Below are 21,709 nucleotides of genomic sequence, written 5' to 3'. Positions count from 1 at the left end.
AGACGATCCTGCATATTACTTCCACTGATGACCCGACATGAAGAACATTCATTTCATCGATCGGATCAATCGGCGTAGGCTGGCGCGTACCTCATCCGGATCGACACCATGGACTTCACGCCCACCGCCCGCAGCCAGGCACTCGCCGATCGCCTGACCCGCTTCATGCGCGACGAGATCGTGCCCGCCGAGGCCCGCTACGCGGCCGAGCTGACGGGCGGCGCCGACTGGCGGCGCTGGCGCCAGCCGGCCGTGATGGAGGCGCTCAAGCAGAAGGCGCGCGCGGCCGGCCTCTGGAACCTGTTCCTGCCGGAGACCGAACTCGGCGGCGCGGGCCTCACCAACGCCGAATACGCGCCGCTCGCCGAGATCATGGGCCACTCGTTCATCGCGCCCGAGGTGTTCAACTGCAGCGCGCCCGACACCGGCAACATGGAAGTGCTGGCGCGCTACGGCAGCGAGCAGCAGCGGCGCGACTGGCTCGCGCCGCTGCTGGCGGGCGAGATCCGTTCGGCGTTCTGCATGACCGAGCCGGACGTCGCCTCGTCGGATGCCACCAACATGCAGGCCACCGCCACGCTCGACGGCGACGGGATCGTGCTGAACGGGCGCAAGTGGTGGTCCACCGGGATCGGCCATCCGCACGCGCGCTTCGTGATCTTCATGGGCCTGACCGACGCGCAGGCCGAACCGCATCGGCGCCATACGATGGTGATCTGCCCGCTCGACGCGCGCGGCGTGACGATCGAGCGGATGCTGCCGGCCTTCCATCACTATGACGAGCCGTCGGGCCACGGCGAGGTGCGTTTCGAGCAGGTGCGCGTGCCGGCCGCGAACGTGATCCTCGGGCCGGGCCGCGGCTTCGAGATCGCGCAGGGGCGGCTCGGCCCGGGCCGCATCCACCACTGCATGCGCGCGCTCGGCGCCGCGGAACGCGCGCTGACGCTGCTCTGCACGCGCGCCGCCGGGCGCCACGCGTTCGGCAAGCCGCTCGCGGCGCTCGGCGGCAACGCCGACATCGTCGCGAACCTGCGCATCGCCATCGACCAGGCGCGGCTGCTGACGCTGAAGGCCGCCTGGACCATCGACACGCAAGGCGTGAAGGCCGCGCTGAGCCTGATCTCGCAGATCAAGGTGGCCGTGCCGGCCGTCGCGCAGCAGGCCGCCGACGCGGCGATCCAGATCCACGGCGGCGCCGGCGTGTCCGACGACGTGCCGCTGACGCTGCTGTATGCCTACGCGCGCGTGCTGCGGCTGGCCGACGGGCCGGACGAGGTGCATCGCGGCGTGGTGGCGAAGCTCGAGATGAAGCGCCAGCTGGCCGGAGCGGCGCAATGAGCGCGCCGCTCGACGCCGCGCGCGAGGTGCGCGACGAGGACCGGCTCGACGCCGCGCGACTCGACGCGTTCCTGAAGGCGCGGCTGCCCGGCCTGGCCGGTGAGCCGGCAATTCGCCAGTTCCATGGCGGCGCCTCGAACCTGACCTACCTGATCGCCTATCCGGACCGCGAACTCGTGCTGCGCCGCCCGCCCGCCGGCGCGAAGGCCGGCTCCGCGCACGACATGCTGCGCGAGGCGGCCGTGATGGCGGCGCTGAAGCCCGCGTACCCGCGCGTGCCGGCGATCGTCGCGCGCTGTGACGACACGGCCGTGCTCGGCACCGAGTTCTACGTGATGGAGCGCATCGCCGGCGTGATCCTGCGCCGCGACCTGCCGCCCGAACTCGGGCTCGACGCGACGGGCGCGCGGCGCCTCTGCGAACGCTTCGTCGACGGGCTCGTCGAGCTGCACGCGGTGGACGCCACGGCGCCGGCGCTGGCCGCGTTCGGCCGCGGCGAGGGCTACGTGGCGCGGCAGGTGGCCGGCTGGCGCGAACGCTGGCAGCGCGCGCTGACCGACGGCACCGACGCCTGCGAGGACGTGACGGGCTGGCTCGACGCGAACCAGCCGCGCGACGGCCGGCGCTGCGTGATCCACAACGACTACCGCCTCGACAACGTGGTGCTCGATCCGGCCGACCCGCTGCGGATCGTGGGCGTGCTCGACTGGGAGATGGCCACGCTCGGCGATCCGCTGATGGATCTCGGCGGCTCGCTCGCGTACTGGGTGCAGGCCGACGACGAGGCGCCGTTCCGCGCGATGCGGCGCCAGCCCACCCACGCGCCGGGCATGCTGACGCGCGCCGAGGTGGTGGCGTACTACGGCGCGCGCACCGGCCTCGACGTGAGCGGCTTCGCGTTCTACGAGGTGTTCGGGCTGTTCCGCCTGATGGGCATCATCCAGCAGATCTACCGACGCTACGTCCACGGGCAGACCACCAACCCGGCGTTCGCGGGCTTCGGCGACGCGGTGCGCTACCTGACCCGGCGCTGCCGCGCGCGCATCGAACAGGGCGGGGCAGGCGCATGAGCGAGATCGTCCTGATCCGCCACGCGCAGGCCAGCTTCGAGGCGGCCGACTACGACCGCCTCTCGCCGCGCGGCGAGGCGCAGGCCGCCAAGCTCGGCGCCTGGATGGCCGCGCGCGGCGCGTGGCCCGCCGCGATCGTCACCGGCACGCTGCGCCGCCATGCGCAGACCGCCACGCTCTGCGCCGCCGCGGCCGGCTGCACCGACGCGCCGCTGCGCGTGCTGCCCGGCCTCGACGAACTCGACTCCGACGAACTGATCGCGCGCCACCGGCCCGAGCTGGCCGCGCGCGAGGCGCTGCTGGCCGAACTCGCGCGCGCGGCCGACCCGCGCCGCGCGTTCCAGGCGCTGTTCGCGGGCGCCGTGGCGCGCTGGACCTCGGGCGCGGCCGATGGCGACTACGCGCTCGCCTGGCCCGCGTTTCGCGCGAACGTCCACGCGGCCTGGGAGGCGATCGTGCGCGACGCCGGCGAGCGCGGAGGCGGGCGTGGCGAGAGCGGCGAGACCTGGGTGGTCTCGTCGGGCGGCCCGATCGCGGTGATCGTCGCGGCGCTGCTCGGCGCCGATCCCGCGCGCACCTTCGATCTTGCCTGGCCACTCGTCAACACCAGCGTGTCGCGCATCCGGGCCGGGCGGCGCGGCGCGCTGCTGGTCACCTACAACGCGTGGCCGCATCTCGACGCGGCGGCCGACGCCGCGCTCGTCACGCACCGGTGAGCACGCGAGCGATGCCGACGGCCGCCGCGCCGAGCCGGATCCACGCATGCCGGCGCGGCGGCATGCCGGTGCCGCCGCGCGAGTTTCTCCATTTGTTCACCACGGGATTCGACACGATGACAGCCCCCAATCTGTTCGACCTGAGCGGCAGGATCGCGCTCGTCAGCGGCGCGAGCCGAGGCATCGGCGAGGAAGCCGCGCGCCTGCTCGCCGCGTTCGGCGCGCACGTGATCGTCGCGAGCCGGCGCCTCGACGACTGCCGGCGCGTGGCCGAGGCGATCACGGCCGACGGCGGCTCGGCCGAGGCCGCCGCCTGCCATATCGGCGAACTGGAGCAGATCGAGGCGCTCTACGCCGGCATCGACGCGCGCCACGGCCGGCTCGACGTGCTCGTCAACAATGCCGCCGCGAATCCGTACTACGGCCCGATCGTCGACACCGGCGTCGACGCGTTCCAGAAGACCGTCGACGTCAACATTCGCGGCTACTTCTTCATGTCGACGCACGGCGCGCGCCGGATGACCGCGAACGGCGGCGGGGCGATCGTCAACGTGGCCTCGGTGAACGGCGTGATCCCCGGCGACCAGCAGGGCATCTACTCGATCACGAAGGCCGCGGTGATCTCGATGACGAAGGCGTTCGCGATCGAATGCGCGGCGGGCGGCGTGCGCTGCAACGCGCTGCTGCCGGGGCTGACCGACACGAAGTTCGCCTCGGCGCTGACCCGCACGCCGGCGCTGCTCGAACGCGTGCTCGCTCACGTGCCGATGCGGCGCGTGGCGCAGCCCTCCGAGATGGCCGGCGCGATCCTGTTTCTCGCCTCGGCCGCGTCGAGCTACACCACGGGCGCCGTGCTCAACGTCGACGGCGGCTATCTGTCGGTATAGTGGCGACGCGCGGCGCGCGATGCAAATGACGACGCAAGCGACGACAACGCAATCGATGACGGAATCGACAACGCAATCGAATCGGGAGGAGCAGGGATGACGACGATCGGAACGCCGCGGCTCGCGGGCAAATGCGCGTTCATCACCGGCGCGACGGGCGGCCTCGGCAACGCGATGGCGCGGCGCATGGCCGAGCACGGCGCGAAGGTGTTCGTGACCGACGTGGCCGCGCGCCAGGAGGCGCTCGCCGCGCTCGCGGCCGAACTCAACGACGCGGCCGGCGTGCGCGTGGCCTGGGCCGCCGAGCAGGACGTGCGCGACGACGCGCGCTGGCAGGTGCTGGTGGCCGAGGCCCACGCCGCGATGGGCGGGCTGTCGGTACTCGTCAACAACGCCGGGGTGGGTTCGATCGGCAGCGTCGAGCAGATCGAGCAGAAGGAATGGCGGCGCGTGATGGACATCAACGTCGAGAGCATCATCCTCGGCGTGCGCCACGCGCTGCCGTTCCTGCGCGAGAGCCAGCCGGCCTCGATCATCAACGTGTCGTCGGTGGCCGCGTTCAAGCACGAGCCCGAGTACACGGCCTACAACGCGTCGAAGGCGGCGGTGGCCTCGCTGACCAAGTCGATCGCCGTCGACTGCGCGCGCAAGCAGACCGGCGTGCGCTGCAATTCGCTGCATCCGTCGTTCATCCGCACCGGCATCGTCGAGCCGTTCTTCCAGCAGCTCGGCGAGCGCGACGCCACGCGCCGGCTGGTGCGCGGCGTGCCGATGGGGCGCCTCGGCGAGCCCGACGACGTGGCCTACGCCGCGCTCTATCTGGCCAGCGACGAGAGCCGCTACGTGACGGGCGCCGAACTCGTGATCGACGGCGGGCTGTGCGCGATGTGAGGCAGGCCCGCCGTGCAGCGCGCGCCGCGCGCCGATCCCATCCGCATTCCAGTGAACTCCGAGGAGCCAGCATGTCCGAAACCGTGAACCGCCAGTTGCGCCTGAAGGCGCGCCCCGACGCGCGCGTGGGCGCCGAACATTTCTCGCTGGTCGAGACGCCGCTGCCCGAGCTGGGCGAGGGCGAGGTGCTGGTCCAGGTGCTGTACCTGTCGATGGACCCGACCAACCGCGTCTGGATGAGCGACATTCCGCAGTACCTGCCGCCGGTGGCGATCGGCGAGACCATGCGCGCGCTCGGCATCGGCCGCGTGAGCGCCTCGCGCAGCGATAAGTTCGCGGTGGGCGACCTGGTGCAGGGCCTGGTGGGCTGGCAGGACTACGCGCACGTCGCGGCCGACGAAGTGCCGAAGCTGCTGAAGCTGCCGGCCGAATCGGGGCTGCCGCTGCCGACGCTGCTCGGCGCGTGCGGCATGAGCGGGCTGACCGCCTACTACGGGCTGACCGAGATCGCGCCGGTGCAGCCGGGCGAGACGCTGGTGGTGTCGGCGGCGGCGGGCTCGGTGGGCTCGATCGCCGGGCAGATCGGCAAGATCCACGGCGCGCGCGTGGTGGGGATCGCCGGCGGCGAGGAGAAGTGCCGCTACCTGACCGAAACGCTCGGCTTCGACGCGGCCGTCGACTACAAGGCGCCCGACTGGAAGGCCGCGCTGAAGGCCGCGACGCCCGACGGCGTCCATGTGAACTTCGAGAACGTGGGCGGCGAGGTGATGCGCGCGGTGCTGTCGCGCATGGTGATCGGCGGGCGCGTGGCGCTGTGCGGCGTGATCTCGAACTACAACAACGGCGGCCGGGCCAGCGACGATTTCGGCGTGCTGATCTCGAAGCGGCTGACCATGCGCGGCTTCCTGATCCTCGACTACCGCAAGAACCGCGAGGCCGTGCAGCAACTGGCGGGCTGGCTGCGCGACGGCCGCCTGAAGGCCGAGGAAACCGTGGCCGAGGGGCTCGAGAACGCGCCGGAGGTGCTGAACCGGCTGTTCGACGGCAGCCATCGCGGCAAGCTCGTGCTGCGCGTGGCCCGGGACGCCCGAGGGTGACGCGCGGCGGCGCCGCCGTGCTGGATCAGTGATAGACCGTGGTGGACGACTGCAGCCTCGTCAGCGTGCCGTGCTGCAGCCGGAACCAGCCCTGCGGGCCTTGCATCACCACCTCGTCGCCTTGCCAGAACACGCGCCGCACGGCCAGGCGCCGGCCCGCGCGCTGCACCAGCGGCGGACGGTGACGCAGGTCGTAGAGCACCGGGCCGGCGTCGGTCTGCACCAGCAGGCGCGTGACGCCGTCGGCGCCGTCCGAGGGATCGTCGAAGTGGACGAGCGCGTCCGCGCCGAAGCGATCGAACGGCGCGCCGCCGCAACTGGCCACGAAGTCGTGCTCCACGCGCTGGAATTGCAGGCTGCCGCACGGTGCCGCGAACGGGCCGGGCGCGCTCGTCTGGGCCGATGCGGCCGGCGGGAACAGCGTGGCCGCCGTGACGGCGAGGGCCGCGAGCGCGGCGGGGAAAAAGCGTGTCATGTCGTTCCGGTTCGGACCGGCGCGCGCGTCACCGGTCCCGGTTCATCGGGTCGAACTCGTCGGGCTCGGTGCACCGGGCCTGATTCATCGGTGCAGCCCCGCGGCGCATCACGCGCGTGCCATTGCGATAGCCCGCTTTCGACCATCGAGGATCATGGCCGCGCAGATCACGACGATCGACAGCATGAACACCGCGAAAAAGCCTTCGAGCGCGATCGCGCCGTTGAACGCCGCGGGTGCCTTGGCGCGCACGATCGCGTCGCAGGGCCCGTGCTCCCCGCAGAACGAAATCGATCCGGTGGCCAGGTTGCGCACGATATCGTAGCCGAAACAGGCGGCCGCGGCGGCCGGCACGGCCAGCAGCGCGAACGCGAGCAGGCGGCGCCCGCCGCGCGCCCGCAGCTTGCCGGTGCCGACCGGGCGCGCGCGCTGCCGCGTGAGCGCGCGGTGCAGCGGCATGAAGCTCTTGTAGATGACGAGGCTGAAACCCAGGCCGAGCACGCCGTGGGCCGCGGCGAACACCGCGATCGTGGTGACGTCGCTCCACTGCCGGGCCGCGCGCATGCCAGGCAGCACGCCCCACAGCAGCGTGAGCCAGATCACGACGCCGAAAATGCCGACGTCGACCAACAGGCAATAGGTCAACACGCGATGGTTCATGCCGCTGTCTCCGGGGCGATATTTGTTCGGGTCGATCGATTGGTGGCGATACGATGCGGCAGTTGTCCCGGCGCTGTCAATCGTGCCGGAACGCGGGCGTCAAAACCCGAGCGGGGCGTGGCCGTGCCGTGGCGGCACGTGCGCTCGCCACGTACTCCCAAGCGGGGGATAGGCGGTTTCCACCCGTTCATTCAGGCTTCGGAGATCGAAGCGAACCAACGGGGAGTGGGACGAGTACGAAAGTTGCCGAAGCGATTGTCGACGTCCTCCAGGCGGCCGGGGTGAGGCGCTGCCACGGTATCGTCGGCGACACGCTCAACCGGCTGGTCCATGCGATGAGCGACAGCCCGATCGAATGGGTTCACATGCGCCACGAGGAAGCCGGGGCGTTTGCCGCGCAGGGAGAGGCGCTGGCGACGGGCAGGCTTACCGCCGTGATACTGGCGTGCGGGCAGGCCGCGCATGCGGCGATGCAGCCGGCGCCGTCCGGCGATCACGTGTTGCCGGTCGAACGACGGATTTCGCCGATCTTCTGCGGTCTGGCTGACATCGGGCTCGGCGACGGCGCGACGGCGCTGGGTCACCTGGACGAGGCGCGCGGGCAGATGAACCGCCTGCCTGTTCATCTGGACTGGTACTGGCGGCTCGCGATGGAATGGGGATGCGTGCATGCGCATCTGGCGAATCGCGACGCCGCCGCCGCGTTGCGGCACGCGGAGCATCTGGTCGGTCTGGCGGCGGCAGCCGACGCGCGCGCGTGGCACGCGCTGGCATGGGAGGCGCGCGCGCGAGTGGCACTGATGGCGGGGGCGCCCGACGATGCGGTCGCCTTCGCGGCGCGGGCGCTCGAGGCGGGCATGCACGTCCCGCTCGCGCAATGGCGCGTGCATGCGGTTGCGGCCGCCGCGTTTCAGGCGGTGGGCGCATTCGAGAACGCGGCCGCGCAGGCCGATCTTTGTGCGGCGGCACGGCTGCGCCCGGCCGGGACGTTGCCGGCCGGGCATCGATCGCGGCTTGCCTTCGAGCGCCGCTCCGCCGCCGCCACGGCCTGAGTGTCGCGGCCGTTGCCGGCCGCCGTGTGCCTGGTTCGCCGGTCCGACATCAGCGGTGCGAGGCGGCCCGCGAATCGAGCCGGGGCGCCGCGAGGCGAGTCGTGATGGACGGCGAGGAACGGTTCGAATGGCCAAGCGCGCGATGGCCGACCGAACCCACGGGCCGCTCCAGCGGAAACCGTACCCGTCCGCCGGGCCGCCGCGCCGGCGCCGGCCGGCTACTGCACCTGGGAAGTGGGGCGAATCACGATCTCGTTGACGTCGACATTGGCGGGTTGTTCGATCACGTAAGCCATCGCGTTCGCCACCGCGCTGACGGGGATCGCCTTCCTGTACAACTCGAGGATGCGCCGCGAGTCGGTGCCGGTCGTCTTGTTCTGCATGCCGCTATCCACCGCGCCCGGCGAGATGGTGGTCACGCGAATCGCGTCCCCGACTTCCGATCTCAATCCCTCCGAGATGGCGCGGACCGCGAATTTCGAGCCGGAATGGACCGCGCCGCCCGGCGAGAACACCTTGACGCCCGCCACCGATCCCATGTTGATGAAATGGCCGGACTGCTGCGCTTGAAAGATCGGCAGCGCCGCGGCGATTCCCCAAAGGACTGACTTGATGTTGAGATCGATCGTGGTTTCCCACTCGTCGGTGTTCAACTCCGCCATCGGCCTGATGTACATGACGCCGGCGCAGCCCACCAGCACGTCCAGCCTGCCGAAGTCGGCGACCACCGCGTCGACCATCGACCTGACCTGATCCTTGTCGGTGGCGTCGACGCGATAGCCCTTGACGTCTCCGCCCGCCTCGCCGATCGATTCGACGACCGCGGCGAGCCGCCCCTCATGCAGATCGGCGATCGCCATGCGTGCGCCCCGGGAGGCGAGCAGCCGTGCCGATGCCGCGCCGATACCGCCCGCGCCGCCGATGATCAGGATAACTTTGTTTTCGATGCCTTCGTTCACATTGCCCTCTGTCGGGATCAGGAAAGGTTTGTCGGTGCGCGGCCTGCGCTCACCACTCGAAGCGGCTGGGCTTGCCGCGCTCCAGCGCCGTGAGGCGGGCGCCGACGCCGAGCGTCTGGAACACCGCCGCGAGTTCGTCGGCGGTTTCCGTGTTGTGCCGCCAGCCTTCGTTGTGGACCGCGAGAATCGACGCGTTCGGAAACGCATGCGCGGCCGCGAGTGCATCGTTGCTGTCCATGGTCATCTGAAACCGGCCGCGAGGTTCGGCGGCACCGGTAAACAGGATCACCAGCTTCGGGGAGTAGCGCCGGGCGATATCGGCGGTGCCTTCGTACCAGACCGTGTCGCCGGTGACGTAGACGGCGTCGCCGGGTTCGTTCTCGCCAATCAGGAACCCGATGACATCGCCCGAAAGCGGCTCGATGCCGACCGGCCCGTGACGGGCCGGGGTGCCGGTGATGTAAAGGTGCCGGCCGTCGGCACCGTGCAGCGACTTCGTTTCGTAGGGGGCGAGACCGACGGCGTTGCCTTGCAGGCGCTGCTCGCCGGAGCGGGTCGTATACGCCAGCTTGACGGACGGGAGCATGGCGCGCCCGGCGTTGTCCAGATTGTCGAAGTGGTGATCGTGGCTGAGCAGAACCGCATCGACTTGACCGATTTGCTCCGGCGACAGGGCGGGGCCGGTGGTCTTGTGAAATTCGATCGGCTTGTCCTTGTAGGGGTGGTAGATCCCCGGGGGATCGAATGTCGGATCGGTCAGCAGGCGAAACCCGCCGATTTCGATCACGACGGTCGGCCCGCCGATCAACGTGACGTTTGTGATTGTCATGGTGTGTTCCTTCAACTCGATTTCGCAGCCGCGGCATCCGAGTGCCCGACGAACCGCGATGGACGGACTCGAAACGTCCGGCGCAGTGGCCTGGCGATCGTGATCGCCGCTGCGCCGTGACCCGACACCATCCTAATCAACGGGGTGCCGTTTCGAGAATTCCCCAAACTCGAACACCGGCTGATCGATTTCGTTCAACGCCGGCGCGATCGTCCGCGTGGCCCGCCCCGCATCGCGGCGCGCGGCCGGGAGGATCGACACGACCGGGCGGGTCGAGGATGTGGAGCGGTCCGACGGGGCGGCGAGCCGGCGGGGAGGTCGGCGGCAGATCGGGCCGGCGCGGCCCGCCTGTTCGTTCGCGAACGACGGCGGGCCGGAAACGAGGCATGTGCCGGCGCGGTGCGACCGGGACCGATCGCCGTCGCGCCAGCCCGGCCCGTCGCGGCCCGGTGGCGGCATGGCCCGGCGGGAAACTGCGGGAAACTGCGGCGGCGCCGGGCCACGGCGTCGCCGGCATGGCACGGATTCCGACGCGGCCCGCCGTTAGTTCGCGTCGCGCAGCGGCCGGAACATCGCGCGGATCTCCTCCACCAGCAACCCGGGTTGCTCCAGCGCCGCGAAGTGTCCGCCGCGCGGCATCGCGGTCCAGCGCCGCACGTCGAACACGCGTTCGAGCCACGCGCGCGGCGGCGTCGGCAGTTCGCGCGGAAACGCGGCCATGCCGAGCGGCGGGATCACGCGCTCCGCCGTGTCGAATGCGAGCGGGCGCGCGCGGTTCTCCTTGTAGATCCGAAACGAGGCGTCGAGCATGCCGCCGAACCAGTAGATCGAGATGTCGGTCAGCAATTCGTCGAGCGTGAAGACGCGTTCGAGGTCGCCGTCGCAATCGCTCCAGGCGCGGAATTTCTCGACGATCCAGGCGGCGAGGCCGAGCGGCGAATCCGTCATCGCATAGGCCAGCGTCTGCGGCTTGGTGCCTTGCTCGGCCGCGTAGGCGCCTTCGCTGGCCGACCACGCGGCGGCGGTATCGAGGTAGGCCTGTTCGGCGCCCGTCACGGGCGGCATGCCGGCGCCGAGCGGCGGCCGGTAGCTGCCGGGAACGTAGTTCAGGTGCAGGCCGATCAGCTGCTCGGGAAAGCGGCGCGCGAGCCACATCGAAACCGCCGCGCCGATGTCGCCGCCCTGCGCGGCGAAGCGTTCATAGCCGAGCGCCTGCATCAGCGCGCGCCACAGGCCGGCGACGCGCCACGCGCCCATGCCGGGGCCGACCGGCGGCGCGGAAAAGCCGAAGCCGGGCAGCGACGGCACCACCACATGGAACGCGTCGGCCGCGTCGCCGCCGTGCGCGGCGGGGTCCGCGAGCATCGGGATCACGTGCTCCATCTCGACGAACGAACCGGGCCAGCCGTGCGTGAGCACCAGCGGCAGCGGCGCCGGGCCGGTGCCGCGCTGGTGGATGAAATGGATGTCGAGGCCGTCGATGTTCGCCAGAAAGTGGGGCAGGCGGTTCAGCCGCGCCTCCTGCGCGCGCCAGTCGAAGCGGTGCAGCCAGTGGTCGGCCAGCCGCCGCATGAACGCGAGGCTCGCGCCGTCGTCCCAGCGTTCGGCATCGAGCGCGGCGGGCAGGCGCGCGGCGCGCAGGCGCCGGTGCAGATCGTCGAGCTGCGCTTGCGGGATGTCGATCCTGAAGGTTCGCGGGGGCATGGGGCGGTTCCTGTCTCGTCACGATGCATGGCATGGGGCCGGGGCGGCGAGTCATGGTAGCCGAACGCGCGCTACCCGGCCCGCGCCTTGTGCGGGTTGGCCTGCACCTCGGCCTGGTAGTGGCTCGGCATCTGATCGGCGTCGTGGCAAAGCCACTCCGTCTCACGCCTGGAAAGCGGCTTGGCCGGCGAAGAGCGAAACAACGAGGTGAACGGAACGGAAAATGTCACGAGATTGGAGACGGCCTCGAGAATCGCCTGGACCCACCCTTCTCCGTTCATGAGCGGATCGTCGGGGCTGGTGGCCACCGGGATGAACGGATTGCCGGCGCTGTCCCCGGATTGGGAGCCGAAGGACGCCAGCAGGAGCGCGAAGTTGCCCGGATCGTTATCTATCGGAAGGGCGCGCAGAATTGCCTCCGCTTGCCTGGCGTTTGCGGGATGGCCAGTCGACTGCCTTGTTGATGTCGCCGAACCGGTAGACGATGACGTTGCCCGGAATGTGCGGGTCGATGGCGTCGTTCTTGCTGGCGGCGCGCTCGGGCAAGAAATTCCTGCGGGCTGGCATGAAGGTTTTCCATGTCGAACGATGAAGCGATGCGGGAGTGACCTTGTCATCCCGATCGATGGCCGGCCGGCCCGGCCGCGACGCCGCCCGGCCGGGAGCGCTACGCCGCCGCCGACGGGTCCGCCAGGCTCGACGTGCTCAGGTCCGCCGACATCGTTTCGCTCGGCGCCCCCGGCAGCGACAGCACGCAGTTCTGCTCGCACTGCCAGGCGACCGCGGCGTCGTAGCCGCACAGCGTCGGGTCCGCGCACGGAAACCCGTCGGGGGCGCAGGCGTAGTCATGCGTATTGGCTTGCCCCACCTTCCAGGCCCAGATGCGGCCGTCGCAGGGCGGCTGCACGCCGGCGAGAATCGCCGCCATCGCGCCGGCCAGGTCGTGCGAGCAGTAGATGCCCGGCTGATAGCCGGCGGCGTTGACGGCCGTGACCCATGCGGTGAGGTAGTCCTTCGAGTCGGCGCCGAGCGCGCTGCCGTCCTCCCAGTCGATGAACACGTAGCTGCGCGCGGGAAAGCCCTCGTCGTGCATCAGCTGCACGGCGGCCAGGCCGTCCGTGCTGCCCTGTCCGCCGTGTACGTCGTGCGAACCCGGGCCGATGGTCTGCTGGCCGAGGAAGATCGGCAGCAGGCCCCAGCCCTGCGCGAGCAGCGCGGCGCGGTTGCCCATCCAGCTCCGGTCGTCGTGGCTGGGCGCCGGCGCGAGGTAGTAGCCGCACCAGGCGAGGTTGGTGTTGGACTTGAGCCACTGCAGCTGCGCGAGCCCCGGGAACTGGTCGGTGTCGAATCCCGCATGGAAGTTCATCCTGTATCCTCCTGATTTTTAATAAGTAAAACGAAATGATTGGTTGAAAACCGCACGCGGCGCCGGCCCGGCCGCTAGACGAAGCGCGCGAGCGCGGGCGCCGCGCCCGCGAGGCTGCACATCACGGCCACCACGGCGTTGTGCGCGGCGGCCTCGTCGATCGCCTGCCCGGCGAGCAGCACGTTGCGCAGCGCCTCCTGATACTGGCTCGCGAGCAGCTGCGCCTCGTCGCGCGTCATCTCCTGTTCGTGCTCGGCGATGTACTGCGCGGCGGCGGTCAGTTCCGCGATGCGGGGCGGGGCGCTTTCGGCAACCGCGTCCCAGGCGCCCGCGAGGCTGGTGCGTGCCGCGCGGGTGGCGTCGTCGAGGGCGGTGTTCCAGTTGGTGGTCATGAGGGCGGATTTCCTGGTGGGGGTCAGCGGGCCGGCGCGCCGTTCTTCAGCGCCAGCTCATAGGTGGTGAGGGTGGAAAGCTGGGCGTTCAGCAGCTGCAGCTCGGCGGCGAGGAACGGCGCGTCGAGCGTGTTTTGCTGGCGATGCAGGCGGCGCAGGCGGTCGATCTGGTCGCCGAGGCTGGCGAGCGTCGTGCCGATGTCCTGGTTCGAGCGGCCGGCGGCGGCGCCGATCCTGATCCGCAGCCCGGCCAGCTGCGCCTCGATCGCGGCGTAGAAGCCGGCGTCGTAGGGAATCGCGGCGCCGCCGTCCTCGGCCCGGATGCGCCAGGCGATCACGCGGGAATCGAGGTCGCGCGTCAGCGTCTCGATCTGCTGGTCGGCGCGGGCGTCGTAGGGAATCGGACTGCATCCGCCGGCGATCGCGCAACACAGGACGAGACAAAAGGGGGCATGCCGTTTCATGGTCGTTCGCTCGGTAAATGACATATCACCGGGCTCAGTCTAGGGACCGTCGATATTCAGGTCTTGAACGAATCGATTGTCCTCGGGCATTTTCTTGCGAATGCGGCGTGTGAAAGGCCGTCGAAATAAGCGCGTTTGCCAATAAATGGCGTGCTGCATGGCAAGGGCCGTGCCGCGCGGCGGTTTCGCGCCGGCCGGAGGGCGCGTGCGATGGCGAAATCCGCCCGCGTCGGCCAAATCAAAAAGGGCCCGCGCCTTGACGGTCGGGGCTCGCGGCGGCGCCATTCGGGGCGCGGATCAATTAGTTTCGCGCTAAATCATCACATCCGACGAATCCATGCACTGCCGAAACCGCATTTTCGTGGCGGCGACGCGTTTTCGCGCGAATTCCCGGTTCGCCATATCCATTGGTTTCTTCAAGCTTTGCCGGGGCTCAATTCATAGACTTTGCCCCAAGACATCGCCGGAACGAAAATTCGCCGCGTGTCGAATTCTTCGCCGATATCGGTGAATCCATTCCGACTTACACAAGGAGCTGCAAATGGCATTTCCCACCTCCGTGAACGATCAAATCACCGATTCGGTCACGCAAGCCAACACGAAAGTGCTGGGCGACGCGCCGGCCATGGCGATGGGCAACCTCTACCAAGCCACGGCGCAGGCGCTCGCCAACGCCGCGCACAACGCCACCAACGCGCAGCAGCAGAGCTACGTGACCTCGCAGTCGTCCACGACGATGGGCGTGGCCACGCTCTACGCGATCGACACGGCGACCGACGGCGTCGCCACGAGCCAGATCCTGAAGACCGGCGTGAAGGGCCTCGGCGGCTGATTCGCCGGCATCTTTGTAACCAACGCTTAATCCAGGAGACCCCACATGGCCTTTCCCACCGCAGTCAACAGTCAGATCACCGATTCGGTCACGCAAGCCAACACCAAGGTGCTGGGCGACGCTCCCGCGATCGCCATGGGCAACCTGTTCCAGGCCACGGCCCAGGCGCTCGCGAACGCCGCGCACAACGCCACCAACGCGCAGCAGCAGAGCTACGTGACGTCCCAGGCCGCCACCACGATGGGCGTCGCGACGCTCTACGCGATCGACACGGCCACCGACGGCATCGCCACCTCGAAGATCCTCAAGAGCTGAGTAGCGCCGTTACCGTCCTCACCCAACTGAAAGGAGTCACACCATGGCATTCCCGACCGCCGTCAACGACCAGATCACCGATTCGGTCACGCAGGCCAACACCAAAGTGCTGGGCGATGCGCCCGCGATCGCGATGGGCAACCTGTTCCAGGCCACGGCGCAGGCGCTGGCCAACGCCGCGCACAACGCCACCAATGCGCAGCAGCAGAGCTACGTGACGTCCCAGGCCGCCACCACGATGGGCGTGTCCACGCTCTATTCGCTCGACACGGCGGCCGACGGCATCGCGACCTCGAAGATCCTCAACAGCTGAGTAGTCCCGCAGTCGTATCCACCTAACTGAAGAAAGGAGTCAGACCATGGCATTTCCGACCGCCGTCAACGACCAGATCACCGATTCGATCACGCAGGCCAACACCAAGGTGCTCGGCGACGCGCCGGCCATCGCGATGGGCAACCTGTTCCAGGCCACGGCGCAGGCGCTCGCCAACGCCGCGCACAACGCCACCAACGCGCAGCAGCAGAGCTACGTGACGGCGCAGACGGCCACCACGATGGGCGTCGCGACGCTGTACTCGATCGATACGGCCAGCACCGGCGTGGCGACGACGAAGATCCTCAACGCGTAACGCCTAGCGCCTACCAGGAGACGTCTTCATGGCCTTCCCGACCACCGTCAACGATCAGATCACCGATTCGGTCACCCAGTCCAACGTGCAGGTGCTGGGCGTCGCCGCCAGCATCGCGATGGGCAATCTCTACCAGGCCACGGCGCAGGCGCTGGCCAACGCCGCGCACAACGCGACCATGGCGCAGCAGCAGATGTACGTGACCGCGCAGGCCGCGACGACCATGGGCGTCTCGCTGCTGTATTCGCTGGACACGAGCGCGACCGGCATGGCGACGGCGAAGGTTCTCGCCGCCGCCTGAGTCCGGTCCCCCTTCTCTTGAAACGGAGCAATCACGATGGCTTTTCCTACCGCAGTCAACAGCCAGATCACCGATTCGGTTTCCCAGGCCAATACCGAGGTCGTGGGCACCGCGCCGGCGGTCGCCATGGGCAACCTGTTCGTCGCCACCGGCCAGGCGCTGTCGAACGCCGCGCACAACGCGACCAACAACCAGAACCAGTCCTACGTGACGATGCAGACCAGCACCACGCAGGGGATCTCGACGCTGCTGGGCATGGAGACCGCCACCACGGGGGTCGTCTCGCAGAAGATCCTCGGCCTGGTCTGACGCCCGCGGACGCCATGCAAGGTCCCGGCCCGGCCGTGAAATCGGGCGGCGGGTGACGCCGCGATCATGAGCATCGCCGAACCGGACGGGCTGCCGGTCGCGCTGGCGCCTTCCGCCGCCATGGGGATGACCTACCTCGCCATGGCCGACAGCATCGCGCTGGCGATGGCCAACGCCGTCGCCAGCCAGCAGCGCGGGCAGGTGCTGGGCGAAGCGGCGCTGGCGCAGGTGCTCGCCAAGATACTGGCGTCGGCCTCGGGCGGGCAGTCGTCGTGATGGATCAACCTCATTGAATGGAATCGAACATGAGCAACGTGCCTGATACGGTCAACAGTCAGATCATCGATGCCAACGCCAGCATCGTTACGCTCGCCACCGGGCAGGCGCCGGCACAGGCGTTCGGCATGCTGGACGCGGTGCTGCTGGAAACGCTCGGCATCGCGATGTACAACGCGGTCAACCGGCAGCAGGGCTCCGGCATGATGAGCGCGGCCGCCGTCACGACGGCCTGCGCGAAGATGCTGAGCGTGCCGTTCGACCTCAAGCCGGCGCCGCCGCCGGCCGCCGAGCCGCCGCCGGGCATCGAGCCGCTGCCCGGGCCGCCCGCGCCGGCCGATCCCGCCGCCGTGGTGGCCGCGGCCAACGCGCAGGCGCAGGCCGCGCTGGCCACGCTGCAGACCCAGGCGCAGCTGGCGCAGATCACCGCCACCCAGGCGCAGCAGGACATGCAGAACCTGTCGACCAAGCTCCAGGGCGGCGTGTCGTCCGCCTCCACCTCGACGAGCCAGTCGACCTCGTCGGGCACCTCGGCGTCGACGGGGGCCTCGAGTTCCGTGAGCCTGTCGACGTCGCTGAGCACCTCCACCTCGACGGGCACCTCGAGTGCGTCGAGCACGTCGACTTCGACCGGGAAATAGGAAGCGGGTCCGGCCCGAACCGACAATCGTCCGGCAATGGCGCGACATGAACGCCGGCGCCGAATTCGTCATCGCAGTGATGCCGCGGCCCGGCTGAAGTCCGGCGCGATGCCCACGCTACGGAGTTATCGATGAGTACCCCGAATGTGAATCCTCAAGTGGTCGATGTGATCAACCAGTCGCAACTGGCGACGATGAGCCCGCAGGTGGTGCTCACGAGCGGCGCCGGCAAGGCCTACCAGGCGGTCGCGCAATCGTCGGCGATCGCGATCCAGGACGCCACCGACGCGCTGCGCAACATCGCCACGATCGCCACCACGGCGGCCGGCGTGGCCATGGCGCAGCTGCTCGCCACCGGCGACGCGAAATACGTCACGGTGCTGCAGCAGGCGCAGTCGCTCGTCACCTCCGCGTCGAGCGATTTCGGCCAGATCAGCAGCACCGCGGCGGCGCTGCTCAAAGAATTCCCCGCAGGCTGATCGACGACGGAGACGTTTCCATGACGCTGCATATCGCTGCGAGCCAAATCCAGCAGCCCTCCCGGCTATCCGCTTCGGCGCGCTCCTGTTTGAGCCTGATCGACGGCGGAGTCCAGTGGCTGCAATGGGCGATCCAGTCGCCGGGGCAGCATTTCAGGCTGCCCGATGAAACCCAGATGCTGTGCGCCGTGCAGCAGGGCCTGCATGGCGATCCGTTGTGCCTGCTGCCGGTGTCGGAGCTGCTGGTGAGTCCCGCCAAGCTGATGACGATGGACGGCAACGACCTGCAGACGCTGACGAGCGTCGAGGCGCAGGGCAAGGCCGGGCCCGACCCGGTGCTGGAGAACCAGCTGGCGAGCCTGCTGGTGCGGCACAAGCTGGTGCGCCGCGCCGACCTCGCCGCGCTGCCGACCTGGCTCGGCCAGCTCGGCATCGACACGAGCCCGGTGTTCCAGTGCCTGTCGCTCGACGACGCCGGCGCGCTGGTCGAACTGATGCGCACGGTGCCGAGCAGCACCAGCGCCGACGCGAACGAGGCGCCGAGCACGCCGGCCGGGACGCAGGCCTCGGCCGCGTTCGCCGCCGCCGAGGCGCGCACGCCGATGGAGTTCGTCGACTACCTGCGCTTTCACCAGGTGCTGTCGGCCCGCAACCTCGCCGCGCAGGCGCAGACGCTGCTGCACGCCACGCTGCCCGAGCTGTTCGGCAGCCTGGAAGGGCCGCAGCTGCGCGGCTTGCCGACGCCGGACACGGTCGTGCAGGTGGTGCGCGACTGGTATGCGCAATCGCGCCAGCTCGGTTTTTCACGGCTCTCGCTCGGCGCGCTGCGCATGATCCAGCGCACCGGCTATCCGGGGGGCAGCGAGCCCGACGTGCGCACCGCGCTCTGGCGCTACACCACGGCGGCGCAGATCCTGCTGTCGTCGGTCACCAGCGTGTCCGCGCGGATGGGGCAGGACGGCCGCACCTGTTCCTACGAGCTGCGCCGCGGCACGCAGGGCGCGGTGCTGTGCCTCGACAAGCACGGCGTGATCTCGCTCGACGATTTCATCGCCGACACCTCGCCGGGCGCGGCGTCCGGCGGATCGTCGGGCACGTCGGGCGCGACGCCCGCGCCCGGCGGCAAGAGCGCCGACAAGAGCGGCGGCACGCAATCGCAAACCACCCCGTCGTCGAGCGCCTCGCTCGATGATTTCGCGCTCGGGTACGCGGCATGACTCTCTCCTTGTTCCGAAAGGCCACCATGACCAAAGCCAGTTCCTCCAGTCAGAAGCCGTCGGCGGCGACGCAGGCCGCCACGGCACCGGCCGCGAAGTCGCCGCCGGCCGCCGCGCCGGCTTCGTCGCCGGCCTCGTCCGCGCCGCCGTCGTCGTCCGCGTCGTCTTCCCCGTCGGGCGATGCCGCGACGGCGGCCTCGGCCCCCGCCGCGCCCGCCACCTCGGCACCGGCCGCCGTGCCCGATCCGTATGCCGCCGTCACGGCGGCGACCCGGCAGGCGCAGGTCGCGGTCGCCGGCGCGCAGCAGCTGGTCGAGGCGAACATCCGGCAGTACGAGAGCGCGATGGCGCAGGCGATGCAGACCGCCCGGCAGCAGATCACGAGCGCGATGCAGATGACCGAGCAGCAGCTCACGCAGGTGACGCAGAAACTCGCGTCGAACGCGGCAGGCGGGGTACCGGCCGCGGTGACGGCCACGCAAGGCAGCGATCAGAGCGTGCAGAACGCGGTGGCGGGTACCGCCGGTTCGGGGGCGGGTTCGGGCACGGGTAAAGGCGGCCGGAGCTGAGGCGCGCGCCCGGCCTCGCGGCGGCGCGAGCATCGTCGTCGTGCTCGCGGGGCGCGCCGCTGGCCGTCGCATACCGGCGCCGGTGCCGGCGATCCGCATGACGGCGGGCCTCGCGCGTGATCGCGGGAGGCCGGATCGGCGTGGCGTGTGTGCCATGCCACGCCGATCCGGCCGCGGCGCGAACGCCGGACCGCGCGGCACCGGCGGACCGCGCGGCACCGGCGGCCCGAGCGGCGGCCCGGAGCGGGCGCGGACGTCACACTCCGATCACCTGCGCACGCCGGCGATCTGATTGTCCTGGGAGTTGCCGCCTTGCGAGCGCGATCGGCATCGTTGTGCGCATTCGCATGGTCTGGCCGGAGCTGCCGTTCGAGGTGAGAGAGATCGGACGGAATCAAATGAATCATGCCGACGTCGTCGCGTGAACTGTTCTGCACTCCGGAACGTTGCGGTGCGATCGGCACGAAGCGTGTTACGGGGCCATATGATGAAGACGCAGCTTGAGTACGAGAGACCAAGGCAGATCATTTCGGAGACGAATGCGATGTTGCCTCTGCCAACCACGGACGAACTGGAAGCCCTATGGCAGGAATCGGTCGCGCGGGGCGGGGACAACAGCGCGTTCCTGTCCACGCTGCTGGGCAACGTGAAGGGCTGGCTGCCGGTCAGCGAGATCATGCTGAACCTGGAGCAGGGCGGCGCCGGCAGCAGTTGGGCGCCGCCCGGCCCGACGGTGGCCCAGCCGCCGCTGTGCTGGTCGGCCACCGGCATGGCCTGCGGCGCCGGCACGCTCGCCGAGCGCGCCGCCGAGACGCTCGTGCTGCGCTTCGCCGGCCGCCGGCTCGGCACGCTGCAGCTGTTCTGGCTGCCGGGCGCGGGCACCGACGCGAACACCTCGGCGCTGGTCGCCGAGCTGGTGCGGCGGCTGCGCTGGGTGGTGCTGCGGCACACGTTCCAGGCGGCGAACCTCGGGCCGATGGCGCGCTCCACGCTGTGGGTGGGCGCGGGCCGCGCGATCCAGCGCTTCACCGAGCATCTCGAGGTGGCCGTGCGCAGCCATTTCCCGGTCTACCTCGCCGGCGAGTTCGGCACCGACCCGAGTTCGGTGGCAGGCGCGCTGCATGTGTTTCGCTGCGGCGTCGACGCGCCGTTCGTCGAGATCCGCGGCGCGCATCCCGAAGGCTCGCCGGCCGAATGGTTCGCGCGCGCCAAGGGCGGCACGCTCTACATCAACGGCATCCAGGACATGGACCCGGCGCTGTTGTGCGAGCTGCCCGGCTATCTGCCGTCGCGGCTCGGGCAGTGGGCGAGTTCGCCCGCCAAGGGGGAGGCCTGCCATCTGGTCTCGTCGGGGCTCGCGCGCGCCGAGCAGCTGATGAGCGCGCTGGCGCTGCCGCGCGCGCTGATGGCCGAGCTCAGTCTCGTCGAACTCCACGTGCCGCCGCTGCGCGCGCGCATCGACGATCTGCGCGCGCTGTTCTCGCACGTCTGCCAGTGCGTCGGCCACGACATCGAACTGCATTGCGACGACGACGCGTGGCAGTCGCTCGAGCGCCGCGCCTGGCCGGAAAACCAGCTCGAACTGACGCGGCTGGCCGCGCAGCTGGCGCTGTCGGTGCAGGACCGCAGCGTGCGGCTCAGCGACCTCGCGCCCGCGGCCGCGCCGGTTGCCGCGATCGATCGCGCGCGCGGCCTGGCGGCGCCGGCCCCGTTGCTGCTGGCGCCGGCCGCGCCCGACGCGGCGCCGCTCGCGGGCGACGCGCCCGTCGTCGCGAGTCCGGCTGCCGGATCCGGCGAGCGCCACGCGAGCGCCGACGCGCGCGCGCTGCCGCGCACGCCCTCGTCGTGGGCGCACTACGTGCTGCAGACCGAGCACGGCGCGGGCGGCGAGGCGGAGGCGATGCTGCCGCGGGCGCTGGTGCGCGCGCTGCGCCATCTCGCGGCGCACTACTGCGATCCGCTGACCCAGCCCGACCTCGCGTCCGCCGCGTGTACCAGCGCCTCGCATCTCACCGCGCTGTTCCGGCGCCATCTCGGCGTGAACTTCAAGACCCTGCTCCAGCACATGCGGGTGCAGCGCGCGCGCGACCTGCTCTGCGAATCGCGCATGGTGCGCGTGTCCGACGTCGCGATCCGGCTCGGCTTCGCCGACCTGAGCCACTTCGAGCGCTGCTTCAAGCGCATCACCGGCTGCAGCCCGCGCGAATACCGGATGCGGTTCGCGCCGTGACGGATCGAGGC

29 protein-coding genes are annotated in these 21,709 nt (G+C 70.1%); 19 read left to right on the top strand and 10 right to left on the bottom strand.

What is annotated here, in order from left to right:
• Positions 1–108 precede the first annotated feature (108 nt).
• From bpln_RS29075 to bpln_RS29050, 6 genes are all read left to right on the top strand, one after another.
• Positions 109–1,338, top strand: coding sequence for an acyl-CoA dehydrogenase family protein (locus bpln_RS29075; protein WP_055140762.1), 1,230 nt, complete (start codon positions 109–111; stop codon positions 1,336–1,338).
• On the top strand, positions 1,335–2,408 hold the full coding sequence (locus tag bpln_RS29070) for a phosphotransferase family protein (protein WP_055140761.1): 1,074 nt from the start codon (positions 1,335–1,337) through the stop codon (positions 2,406–2,408). The genes bpln_RS29075 and bpln_RS29070 overlap by 4 nt, the downstream gene beginning before the upstream one ends.
• Entirely contained in the window at positions 2,405–3,124 is a 720-nt protein-coding gene (locus tag bpln_RS29065) for a histidine phosphatase family protein (protein WP_042628600.1), read from the top strand. Before bpln_RS29070 ends, bpln_RS29065 begins: the two co-directional genes overlap by 4 nt.
• A gap of 116 nt (positions 3,125–3,240) precedes the next feature.
• Positions 3,241–4,011, top strand: a complete 771-nt coding sequence (locus bpln_RS29060) for an SDR family oxidoreductase (RefSeq protein WP_055140760.1) — start codon at positions 3,241–3,243, stop codon at positions 4,009–4,011.
• A gap of 96 nt (positions 4,012–4,107) precedes the next feature.
• The gene (locus bpln_RS29055; protein ID WP_042628598.1) at positions 4,108–4,902 is read left to right on the top strand and encodes an SDR family oxidoreductase; all 795 of its coding nucleotides are present in this window, start codon (positions 4,108–4,110) and stop codon (positions 4,900–4,902) included.
• 71 nt (positions 4,903–4,973) lie between these two features.
• Positions 4,974–5,999, top strand: a complete 1,026-nt coding sequence (locus tag bpln_RS29050; RefSeq protein ID WP_055140759.1) for an NADP-dependent oxidoreductase — start codon at positions 4,974–4,976, stop codon at positions 5,997–5,999.
• 25 nt (positions 6,000–6,024) lie between these two features.
• Here bpln_RS29050 and bpln_RS29045 read toward each other — a convergent pair whose 3' ends face one another.
• Together bpln_RS29045 and bpln_RS29040 are read right to left on the bottom strand one after the other, a co-directional pair.
• A complete protein-coding gene (locus bpln_RS29045; protein ID WP_055140758.1) occupies positions 6,025–6,474 on the bottom strand; it encodes a hypothetical protein in 450 nt (149 codons plus the stop codon).
• Positions 6,475–6,582: 108 nt separating this feature from the next.
• A complete protein-coding gene (locus bpln_RS29040) occupies positions 6,583–7,134 on the bottom strand; it encodes a hypothetical protein (protein WP_055140757.1) in 552 nt (183 codons plus the stop codon).
• Between the two features lie 53 nt (positions 7,135–7,187).
• On the opposite strand from bpln_RS29040, the gene bpln_RS37505 reads away from it, so the two are divergent.
• Positions 7,188–8,186 (top strand): thiamine pyrophosphate-binding protein, encoded by a 999-nt coding sequence (locus bpln_RS37505; protein WP_082465477.1) that lies wholly within the window; start codon positions 7,188–7,190, stop codon positions 8,184–8,186.
• 218 nt (positions 8,187–8,404) lie between these two features.
• Here the strand turns inward: bpln_RS37505 and bpln_RS29030 are convergent, their stop codons facing one another.
• From bpln_RS29030 to bpln_RS29000, 8 genes are all read right to left on the bottom strand, one after another.
• On the bottom strand, positions 8,405–9,145 hold the full coding sequence (locus tag bpln_RS29030; RefSeq protein WP_055140755.1) for an SDR family oxidoreductase: 741 nt from the start codon (positions 9,143–9,145) through the stop codon (positions 8,405–8,407).
• 49 nt (positions 9,146–9,194) lie between these two features.
• The gene (locus tag bpln_RS29025; protein WP_055140754.1) at positions 9,195–9,974 is read right to left on the bottom strand and encodes an MBL fold metallo-hydrolase; all 780 of its coding nucleotides are present in this window, start codon (positions 9,972–9,974) and stop codon (positions 9,195–9,197) included.
• Positions 9,975–10,517: 543 nt separating this feature from the next.
• Positions 10,518–11,678, bottom strand: a complete 1,161-nt coding sequence (locus bpln_RS29020) for an epoxide hydrolase family protein (RefSeq protein ID WP_055140753.1) — start codon at positions 11,676–11,678, stop codon at positions 10,518–10,520.
• A 71-nt stretch (positions 11,679–11,749) separates the two neighbouring features.
• Entirely contained in the window at positions 11,750–11,959 is a 210-nt protein-coding gene (locus bpln_RS29015; RefSeq protein WP_055140752.1) for a hypothetical protein, read from the bottom strand.
• A gap of 106 nt (positions 11,960–12,065) precedes the next feature.
• Entirely contained in the window at positions 12,066–12,245 is a 180-nt protein-coding gene (locus tag bpln_RS36330) for a hypothetical protein (protein WP_148654224.1), read from the bottom strand.
• Positions 12,246–12,345: 100 nt separating this feature from the next.
• Positions 12,346–13,044 (bottom strand): glycoside hydrolase domain-containing protein, encoded by a 699-nt coding sequence (locus tag bpln_RS29010; RefSeq protein WP_055140751.1) that lies wholly within the window; start codon positions 13,042–13,044, stop codon positions 12,346–12,348.
• A 74-nt stretch (positions 13,045–13,118) separates the two neighbouring features.
• Positions 13,119–13,436, bottom strand: a complete 318-nt coding sequence (locus tag bpln_RS29005; protein ID WP_042628588.1) for a hypothetical protein — start codon at positions 13,434–13,436, stop codon at positions 13,119–13,121.
• A 23-nt stretch (positions 13,437–13,459) separates the two neighbouring features.
• Positions 13,460–13,900 carry a hypothetical protein gene (locus bpln_RS29000; RefSeq protein ID WP_055140750.1) on the bottom strand — a complete coding sequence of 147 codons (441 nt, stop codon included), beginning with the start codon at positions 13,898–13,900 and terminating at the stop codon, positions 13,460–13,462.
• Between the two features lie 541 nt (positions 13,901–14,441).
• Here bpln_RS29000 and bpln_RS28995 point away from each other — a divergent pair.
• The 12 genes from bpln_RS28995 (at position 14,442) to bpln_RS28940 (ending at position 21,698) form a co-directional block, all read left to right on the top strand.
• Positions 14,442–14,732 carry a RebB family R body protein gene (locus bpln_RS28995; protein WP_042628586.1) on the top strand — a complete coding sequence of 97 codons (291 nt, stop codon included), beginning with the start codon at positions 14,442–14,444 and terminating at the stop codon, positions 14,730–14,732.
• 45 nt (positions 14,733–14,777) lie between these two features.
• Positions 14,778–15,047 (top strand): RebB family R body protein, encoded by a 270-nt coding sequence (locus bpln_RS28990; RefSeq protein ID WP_042628585.1) that lies wholly within the window; start codon positions 14,778–14,780, stop codon positions 15,045–15,047.
• Between the two features lie 43 nt (positions 15,048–15,090).
• Positions 15,091–15,360, top strand: a complete 270-nt coding sequence (locus bpln_RS28985; protein ID WP_042628584.1) for a RebB family R body protein — start codon at positions 15,091–15,093, stop codon at positions 15,358–15,360.
• Positions 15,361–15,406: 46 nt separating this feature from the next.
• Positions 15,407–15,676, top strand: coding sequence for a RebB family R body protein (locus tag bpln_RS28980; protein ID WP_015877691.1), 270 nt, complete (start codon positions 15,407–15,409; stop codon positions 15,674–15,676).
• Between the two features lie 28 nt (positions 15,677–15,704).
• Entirely contained in the window at positions 15,705–15,977 is a 273-nt protein-coding gene (locus tag bpln_RS28975) for a RebB family R body protein (protein ID WP_042628583.1), read from the top strand.
• A 36-nt stretch (positions 15,978–16,013) separates the two neighbouring features.
• Positions 16,014–16,286, top strand: coding sequence for a RebB family R body protein (locus tag bpln_RS28970; RefSeq protein ID WP_055140749.1), 273 nt, complete (start codon positions 16,014–16,016; stop codon positions 16,284–16,286).
• Between the two features lie 66 nt (positions 16,287–16,352).
• The gene (locus bpln_RS28965; RefSeq protein WP_042628581.1) at positions 16,353–16,562 is read left to right on the top strand and encodes a RebB family R body protein; all 210 of its coding nucleotides are present in this window, start codon (positions 16,353–16,355) and stop codon (positions 16,560–16,562) included.
• Between the two features lie 29 nt (positions 16,563–16,591).
• Entirely contained in the window at positions 16,592–17,203 is a 612-nt protein-coding gene (locus bpln_RS28960) for a RebB family R body protein (RefSeq protein ID WP_244132098.1), read from the top strand.
• Between the two features lie 131 nt (positions 17,204–17,334).
• Positions 17,335–17,682 (top strand): hypothetical protein, encoded by a 348-nt coding sequence (locus bpln_RS28955; RefSeq protein WP_042628579.1) that lies wholly within the window; start codon positions 17,335–17,337, stop codon positions 17,680–17,682.
• 20 nt (positions 17,683–17,702) lie between these two features.
• Complete coding sequence (locus bpln_RS28950; RefSeq protein ID WP_055140747.1) at positions 17,703–18,899, top strand: hypothetical protein; 1,197 nt, start codon at positions 17,703–17,705, stop codon at positions 18,897–18,899.
• Positions 18,900–18,925: 26 nt separating this feature from the next.
• Positions 18,926–19,468, top strand: a complete 543-nt coding sequence (locus bpln_RS36325) for a hypothetical protein (RefSeq protein ID WP_148654223.1) — start codon at positions 18,926–18,928, stop codon at positions 19,466–19,468.
• 544 nt (positions 19,469–20,012) lie between these two features.
• Positions 20,013–21,698: a helix-turn-helix domain-containing protein gene (locus bpln_RS28940; RefSeq protein ID WP_055140745.1), complete on the top strand. Its 1,686-nt coding sequence runs from the start codon at positions 20,013–20,015 to the stop codon at positions 21,696–21,698.
• Positions 21,699–21,709 lie beyond the last annotated feature (11 nt).

The sequence above is a fragment of the Burkholderia plantarii genome (assembly GCF_001411805.1).
GTDB classification, from domain to species: Bacteria; Pseudomonadota; Gammaproteobacteria; order Burkholderiales; family Burkholderiaceae; genus Burkholderia; species Burkholderia plantarii.
The sequence above is the reverse complement of the archived record's forward strand: the minus strand, read 5'-3'. Positions and strand labels throughout refer to the sequence as shown.

Bases quoted from the DNA above. Each gene is read 5' to 3' on its own strand.
- bpln_RS29075 (WP_055140762.1), top strand. From the start codon at position 109: ATGGACTTCACGCCCACCGCCCGCAGCCAGGCACTCGCCGATCGCCTG.
- bpln_RS29070 (WP_055140761.1), top strand. From the start codon at position 1,335: ATGAGCGCGCCGCTCGACGCCGCGCGCGAGGTGCGCGACGAGGACCGG.
- bpln_RS29065 (WP_042628600.1), top strand. From the start codon at position 2,405: ATGAGCGAGATCGTCCTGATCCGCCACGCGCAGGCCAGCTTCGAGGCG.
- bpln_RS29060 (WP_055140760.1), top strand. From the start codon at position 3,241: ATGACAGCCCCCAATCTGTTCGACCTGAGCGGCAGGATCGCGCTCGTC.
- bpln_RS29055 (WP_042628598.1), top strand. From the start codon at position 4,108: ATGACGACGATCGGAACGCCGCGGCTCGCGGGCAAATGCGCGTTCATC.
- bpln_RS29050 (WP_055140759.1), top strand. From the start codon at position 4,974: ATGTCCGAAACCGTGAACCGCCAGTTGCGCCTGAAGGCGCGCCCCGAC.
- bpln_RS29045 (WP_055140758.1), bottom strand. From the start codon at position 6,474: ATGACACGCTTTTTCCCCGCCGCGCTCGCGGCCCTCGCCGTCACGGCG.
- bpln_RS29040 (WP_055140757.1), bottom strand. From the start codon at position 7,134: ATGAACCATCGCGTGTTGACCTATTGCCTGTTGGTCGACGTCGGCATT.
- bpln_RS37505 (WP_082465477.1), top strand. From the start codon at position 7,188: ATGCGGCAGTTGTCCCGGCGCTGTCAATCGTGCCGGAACGCGGGCGTC.
- bpln_RS29025 (WP_055140754.1), bottom strand. From the start codon at position 9,974: ATGACAATCACAAACGTCACGTTGATCGGCGGGCCGACCGTCGTGATC.
- bpln_RS29020 (WP_055140753.1), bottom strand. From the start codon at position 11,678: ATGCCCCCGCGAACCTTCAGGATCGACATCCCGCAAGCGCAGCTCGAC.
- bpln_RS29015 (WP_055140752.1), bottom strand. From the start codon at position 11,959: ATGAACGGAGAAGGGTGGGTCCAGGCGATTCTCGAGGCCGTCTCCAAT.
- bpln_RS36330 (WP_148654224.1), bottom strand. From the start codon at position 12,245: ATGCCAGCCCGCAGGAATTTCTTGCCCGAGCGCGCCGCCAGCAAGAAC.
- bpln_RS29010 (WP_055140751.1), bottom strand. From the start codon at position 13,044: ATGAACTTCCATGCGGGATTCGACACCGACCAGTTCCCGGGGCTCGCG.
- bpln_RS29005 (WP_042628588.1), bottom strand. From the start codon at position 13,436: ATGACCACCAACTGGAACACCGCCCTCGACGACGCCACCCGCGCGGCA.
- bpln_RS29000 (WP_055140750.1), bottom strand. From the start codon at position 13,900: ATGAAACGGCATGCCCCCTTTTGTCTCGTCCTGTGTTGCGCGATCGCC.
- bpln_RS28995 (WP_042628586.1), top strand. From the start codon at position 14,442: ATGGCATTTCCCACCTCCGTGAACGATCAAATCACCGATTCGGTCACG.
- bpln_RS28990 (WP_042628585.1), top strand. From the start codon at position 14,778: ATGGCCTTTCCCACCGCAGTCAACAGTCAGATCACCGATTCGGTCACG.
- bpln_RS28985 (WP_042628584.1), top strand. From the start codon at position 15,091: ATGGCATTCCCGACCGCCGTCAACGACCAGATCACCGATTCGGTCACG.
- bpln_RS28980 (WP_015877691.1), top strand. From the start codon at position 15,407: ATGGCATTTCCGACCGCCGTCAACGACCAGATCACCGATTCGATCACG.
- bpln_RS28975 (WP_042628583.1), top strand. From the start codon at position 15,705: ATGGCCTTCCCGACCACCGTCAACGATCAGATCACCGATTCGGTCACC.
- bpln_RS28970 (WP_055140749.1), top strand. From the start codon at position 16,014: ATGGCTTTTCCTACCGCAGTCAACAGCCAGATCACCGATTCGGTTTCC.
- bpln_RS28965 (WP_042628581.1), top strand. From the start codon at position 16,353: ATGAGCATCGCCGAACCGGACGGGCTGCCGGTCGCGCTGGCGCCTTCC.
- bpln_RS28960 (WP_244132098.1), top strand. From the start codon at position 16,592: ATGAGCAACGTGCCTGATACGGTCAACAGTCAGATCATCGATGCCAAC.
- bpln_RS28955 (WP_042628579.1), top strand. From the start codon at position 17,335: ATGAGTACCCCGAATGTGAATCCTCAAGTGGTCGATGTGATCAACCAG.
- bpln_RS28950 (WP_055140747.1), top strand. From the start codon at position 17,703: ATGACGCTGCATATCGCTGCGAGCCAAATCCAGCAGCCCTCCCGGCTA.
- bpln_RS36325 (WP_148654223.1), top strand. From the start codon at position 18,926: ATGACCAAAGCCAGTTCCTCCAGTCAGAAGCCGTCGGCGGCGACGCAG.
- bpln_RS28940 (WP_055140745.1), top strand. From the start codon at position 20,013: ATGTTGCCTCTGCCAACCACGGACGAACTGGAAGCCCTATGGCAGGAA.